Source organism: Streptococcus sp. GMD3S (assembly GCF_000298695.2).
Lineage (GTDB): Bacteria > Bacillota > Bacilli > Lactobacillales > Streptococcaceae > Streptococcus.
The window spans coordinates 1-5,413 of the sequence record NZ_AJRC02000032.1; the positions used below are offsets into that span (position 1 = coordinate 1).

At 42.3% G+C, this 5,413-nt stretch carries 7 protein-coding genes; 5 read left to right on the plus strand and 2 right to left on the minus strand.

Annotated elements, in window-relative coordinates; translation table 11 throughout:
* Both GMD3S_RS10895 and yaaA read left to right on the plus strand, forming a co-directional pair.
* Nucleotides 1-112: DUF3953 domain-containing protein (locus GMD3S_RS10895; RefSeq protein ID WP_155993343.1), on the plus strand; the 112-nt coding region annotated here is incomplete at its 5' end.
* A gap of 79 nt (nucleotides 113-191) precedes the next feature.
* On the plus strand, nucleotides 192-920 hold the full coding sequence (gene yaaA / locus GMD3S_RS0209250; RefSeq protein ID WP_000697764.1) for a peroxide stress protein YaaA: 729 nt from the start codon (nucleotides 192-194) through the stop codon (nucleotides 918-920).
* Nucleotides 921-951: 31 nt separating this feature from the next.
* Here yaaA and GMD3S_RS0209255 read toward each other — a convergent pair whose 3' ends face one another.
* Together GMD3S_RS0209255 and GMD3S_RS0209260 are read right to left on the minus strand one after the other, a co-directional pair.
* Nucleotides 952-1,500 (minus strand): NADPH-dependent FMN reductase, encoded by a 549-nt coding sequence (locus tag GMD3S_RS0209255; RefSeq protein WP_000039632.1) that lies wholly within the window; start codon nucleotides 1,498-1,500, stop codon nucleotides 952-954.
* Between the two features lie 91 nt (nucleotides 1,501-1,591).
* Nucleotides 1,592-2,038: a MarR family winged helix-turn-helix transcriptional regulator gene (locus tag GMD3S_RS0209260; RefSeq protein ID WP_000816316.1), complete on the minus strand. Its 447-nt coding sequence runs from the start codon at nucleotides 2,036-2,038 to the stop codon at nucleotides 1,592-1,594.
* Nucleotides 2,039-2,157: 119 nt separating this feature from the next.
* Here GMD3S_RS0209260 and GMD3S_RS0209265 point away from each other — a divergent pair, with 119 nt between their 5' ends.
* The 3 genes from GMD3S_RS0209265 (at nucleotide 2,158) to asnS (ending at nucleotide 5,318) form a co-directional block, all read left to right on the plus strand.
* Nucleotides 2,158-2,634, plus strand: coding sequence for a cell wall elongation regulator TseB-like domain-containing protein (locus GMD3S_RS0209265; protein ID WP_000776855.1), 477 nt, complete (start codon nucleotides 2,158-2,160; stop codon nucleotides 2,632-2,634).
* A gap of 9 nt (nucleotides 2,635-2,643) precedes the next feature.
* Complete coding sequence (locus GMD3S_RS0209270) at nucleotides 2,644-3,822, plus strand: pyridoxal phosphate-dependent aminotransferase (protein WP_000777443.1); 1,179 nt, start codon at nucleotides 2,644-2,646, stop codon at nucleotides 3,820-3,822.
* Between the two features lie 152 nt (nucleotides 3,823-3,974).
* Nucleotides 3,975-5,318, plus strand: a complete 1,344-nt coding sequence (asnS, locus tag GMD3S_RS0209275; RefSeq protein ID WP_000167130.1) for an asparagine--tRNA ligase — start codon at nucleotides 3,975-3,977, stop codon at nucleotides 5,316-5,318.
* Nucleotides 5,319-5,413 lie beyond the last annotated feature (95 nt).

Sequence of the window (5,413 nt, forward strand, 5' to 3'; positions counted from 1 at the left end):
AAATAGGTTTTCTCAGTTCAAGGAGAAAAAAGATAAATTCTTATCTATCTTAACAAGCTTAGCTGGCACAGCCCTTGTTCTCGCGGCTATCTGGTTAGGATGGACAAAATAAACAGAGAAACCTCGGTATGAACCGAGGTTTTTAAGATGAAATTCTTGGTCGTGGTTGAAAAATATGCTACACTAACAATATGAAAATTTTAATCCCAACAGCAAAAGAAATGAACACAGACCATCCTTGTATCGAAGCGCTCCCCTTGAGGGAAGAAAGTCAGGTAGTCCTTGACTCACTGGCGCACTACTCAGCCAGTGAATTAGAGACTTTTTATAAGGTATCTGCCGAGAAAGCAGAAGAAGAGTACGCTCATATTCAAGCTTTAAAAGATCACAGGGCTAAACATTATCCAGCCTTGAAACTTTTCGATGGTCTCATGTATCGTCACATCAAACGAGATGAGTTAACCAAGGCTGAACAAACCTATCTTGAAAATCATGTCCTAATTACCTCGGCTTTATACGGTGTTGTCCCCGCCTTGTCGCCCATGGCTCCTCACCGTTTGGATTTCTTGATGAAGTTAAAAGTTGCTGGGAAGACTTTAAAGAGTCATTGGAAGTCAGCCTACGATGAGGCACTAGAGGATGAGGATTTGATATTCTCACTCCTATCATCAGAGTTTGAAACCGTATTTTCGAAGGAAATTAGAGAAAAGATGGTGACCTTCAAATTTATGGAGGACAAGGCAGGCCAGCTGAAAATCCACTCAACCATTTCAAAAAAAGCCCGTGGTGCCTTTTTAACCGCCTTGATAGAGGGGCAAGTCCATACAGTCGAACAAGCTCGCAAGCTCCGCTTTGCCGGCTTTGACTACCGACCTGATTTATCCAGTGACTTAGAACTCGTCTTTGTGAAACAAGCATAAAACCAGCTCATTCGAGCTGGTTTTTGCTGGATTAGTTGATGGCTGCAAGAAGGTCGTCAGCTTGTTTTGCAAGTGATGAAGCAGTTGCTTCTTCTAACACCAATTTTCCGTCTGCCCAAGCAGAGTCATTGACACGAGCAGCTGTAAAGTCACCAACGACTTGTGTACGGATAAATGGCAAGAGGTCTTTGTAAATAGCAAAGAGTTGATCGTGACCGGCATTGGCTACAGATGAGACAGTAACAAACTTGTCTTGGAGGGCAGAAGCTCCACGTGTATCAGACAAGTCAAGAGCACGCGAGAGCCAGTCAAGCAAGTTCTTCACTGTTCCAGGGATAGAGAAGTTGTAGACTGGAGAGAAAATCCAGATGGCATCCGCAGCAAGGACTGCTTCACGAGCAGCAGCTACAGCTGGATGAGTTGGAACTTCCAAATCTTGGCTGAAGAGAGGAACAGCTGAGTAATCAAGATAGCTAACTTCTGCTTTTCCAGCAAGTGCTTTTTCAGCTTCGAGGGCCATTTGGTGGTTGAAAGAACCTTGGCGTAGTGAACCGACGATAAATAATACTTTTTTAGACATGATGTGTCTCCTTTAGTTTAAAATTCAAAGAGCGAACTCTTTTGTTACCATCCATGTTACAACAAATGATACTAATTAGCAATAATTTTGCTCACAAATTTTTAAATTTTTTTAAAATCTGGATTAAGTCTTCCTTTTCGCCATCTTCCAAGATGCTGAGTGCTTCTACAATCGAATCGATATGGTCAGGAAGAACCTCCTCGATTTTTCTGCGTCCTGCAGGTGTTAATTTCAGGAAAAAGGAGCGACGATCCTTGGGGTCGCAAGTTCTAGAAATCCATCCATCTCGAACCATATTTCGAATGACAACAGTCATGTTTCCAGAAGTGGCTAGCATTTTTTCAATCAAATCCTGAATGCGCAGTTCCCCCTTGCTATAGAGGGTTTCCAAAACTGAAAATTGGGTGGGTGTTAGCCCGTGTTCTTTAGCAGCCTTGGCTTCATATGGTTTAAAAGTCCGTATGGCTTTATTAAGGACGATAGCCGTTTTTAAGTCTAGTTGATTATCGGAAATTTTCTCTTTCAAATATTGTTTCATAAGCTTTATTTTATCAATAATGAGAGAGAAAAACAAGAACTTACATTTTATAGGAAAAGATTCTTAGAATGTTCCCGTCTTCACTTGTAATAAAGAAGGAGAGATGGTAAAATAGACGAGTGAAACTAAGACAGAAAAAAGCAAAAAACAAGCTACTTTTACAGTATGGAATCGGCATTGCTCTGGTAGTACTAGTCATGACGACTTCCTTCCTTTATCTGATATCACTCAGCATGAAACCCTATCAAGATGCTAGAGTTGAGGGAGAAAAACTAGCCAAGCAGTATGCAGAATTGGAAGAGGCAGATCAGGTTGATTTTTATAATGGACTAGAAGGTTATTACAGCGTTTTAGGACATAATAAAAAGCAAGAGGCCATTGCCGTACTGATTGAAAAGAATGACCACAAGATTTATGTCTATCAGCTTGATAAGGGGATTTCTCAAGACAAGGCAGCGACGATTTCGAGGGAAAAAGGTGCTAGCGACATTGACAAAGTCACTTTTGGTCGCTATCAGGACAAGCCGATTTGGGAAGTTAAGTCAGGAAACCACTACTATCTGATAGATTTTGAAACAGGAGCAGTGATCCAATAAGGAGGGCATATGAAACTATCCAAACGTGTACTAGAAATGGAAGAAAGCGTCACTCTAGCTAGTGATGCAAGAGCCAAAGCGTTAAAAGCTCAAGGAAAAGATGTTCTTTTCTTAACCTTGGGACAGCCAGATTTTCATACTCCTGAAAATATTCAGGATGCGGCGGTGGAAGCGATTCGTGATGGACGAGCTTCCTTTTATACAGTTGCTTCAGGTCTGCCAGACTTAAAGGCTGCGGTTAATACCTACTTTGAACGCTATTATGGCTATTCTGTAGCAGCCAATGAGGTTACCTTTGCCACAGGTGCTAAGTTCTCTCTCTACACCTTCTTTATGGCTGTGGTCAATCCAGGTGATGAGGTCATCATTCCTACACCATACTGGGTCAGCTATGGAGACCAGGTCAAGATGGCAGAAGGTGTGCCAGTCTTTGTCCAGGCCAAGGAAGACAATCACTTTAAAGTAACAGTAGAGCAGTTAGAAGTAGCTCGTACAGATAAGACCAAGGTCTTGGTTCTCAATTCACCATCGAATCCGACTGGTATGATCTACTCTCGTGAGGAACTCTTGGCTATCGGAAATTGGGCTGTTGCGCATGATGTCCTTATCCTAGCAGATGATATTTATGGACGTCTGGTTTATAACGGGAACGAATTTGTTCCAATTTCTAGTTTGTCAGAAGCCATTCGCAAGCAAACCATTGTGATTAACGGTGTATCTAAGGCCTATGCCATGACTGGTTGGCGGGTAGGTTATGCTGTGGGAAATCCTGAAATTATCGCTGCTATGAGCAAATTAACAGGACAAACGACTTCAAATCTGACAGCAGTATCTCAATATGCAACGATTGAGGCGCTGACTGGACCGCAAGACTCTGTTGAAACCATGCGCCAAGCCTTTGAAGAGCGCTTGAATACCATTTATCCTCTCTTGTGCCAAGTACCAGGATTTGAAGTTGTCAAGCCCCAAGGAGCCTTCTATCTTTTCCCAAATGTCAAAAAAGCGATGGAGATGAAGGGTTATACCGATGTGACAGAGTTTACAACGGCTATTCTCGAAGAAGTCGGCCTTGCCTTGATTACAGGAGCTGGATTTGGAGCACCAGAAAATGTTCGTCTCAGCTATGCCACAGACTTGGACACATTAAAAGAAGCTATTCGTCGTTTGCACCAGTTTATGGAAAAATAAAACTTAGAATCTTCGCCTTTTTAGCGAAGATTTTTTGTAACGAAAATCTCGCGATTTTTATCTAGTAGAACCTAGCTATCACAGTCTATTTATGGTAAAATAGTGGGTAATGATGTCTTCGGACAAGTTAAACGAAAAAAGGAAGATAGATTATGACAAAACGTGTAACAATTATTGATGTAAAAGACTACGTTGGTCAAGAAGTGACCATCGGAGCCTGGGTTGCCAACAAATCAGGAAAAGGGAAAATTGCCTTCTTGCAATTGCGTGATGGAACAGCCTTCTTCCAAGGTGTAGCCTTTAAACCAAACTTTATTGAAAAGTTCGGTGAGGAAGTGGGGCTAGAGAAGTTTGATACGATTAAACGCCTAAGCCAAGAAACTTCTGTTTATGTGACAGGAATTGTCAAAGAAGACGAACGTTCTAAGTTTGGCTATGAGTTGGATATTACAGACATCGAAGTGATCGGTGAATCTCAAGACTACCCAATCACACCAAAAGAACACGGAACAGACTTCTTGATGGACAACCGTCACTTGTGGCTCCGCTCTCGTAAGCAAGTAGCAGTGATGCAAATCCGTAACGCTATCATCTATGCAACTTATGAGTTTTTCGACAAGAACGGCTTCATGAAATTTGATAGCCCAATTCTTTCAGGAAACGCGGCTGAAGATTCAACAGAACTCTTTGAAACAGACTACTTCGGAACGCCAGCCTACTTGAGTCAATCTGGTCAGCTTTACCTAGAAGCAGGGGCTATGGCTCTTGGTCGTGTATTTGACTTTGGTCCAGTATTCCGTGCTGAAAAATCAAAAACGCGTCGTCACTTGACTGAGTTCTGGATGATGGATGCGGAGTACTCCTACTTGACACACGATGAGTCACTTGACTTGCAAGAAGCTTATGTTAAAGCCCTTCTTCAAGGTGTTCTTGATCGTGCGCCTCAAGCCTTGGAAACCTTGGAACGTGATACAGATCTCTTGAAACGCTACATTGCAGAGCCGTTCAAACGCATCACTTACGATCAAGCCATTGACCTTTTGCAAGAGCATGAAAATGATGAAGATGCTGACTACGAGCATCTTGAGCATGGCGATGACTTTGGTTCACCACACGAAACATGGATTTCAAACCACTTTGGTGTGCCAACATTTGTCATGAACTACCCAGCAGCTATCAAGGCCTTCTACATGAAACCAGTTCCTGGAAATCCAGAGCGCGTGCTTTGTGCAGACTTGCTGGCACCAGAAGGTTACGGAGAAATCATCGGTGGATCTATGCGTGAGGAAGACTACGATGCTCTTGTAGCTAAAATGGAAGAACTGGGCATGGATCGTACAGAATATGAATTTTACCTTGACCTTCGTAAATACGGCACAGTTCCACACGGAGGATTTGGTATCGGTATCGAACGTATGGTAACCTTCGCAGCTGGAACCAAACATATCCGTGAAGCCATTCCATTCCCACGTATGTTGCACCGTATCAAACCATAAACTAGTAAAAAGAAGATATTTTCATCTTCTTTTTTCACTTTTATCTTGCTATCTATCAGTTTTTCTAGTATAATAGTTTATTGTGAGCAAACCTC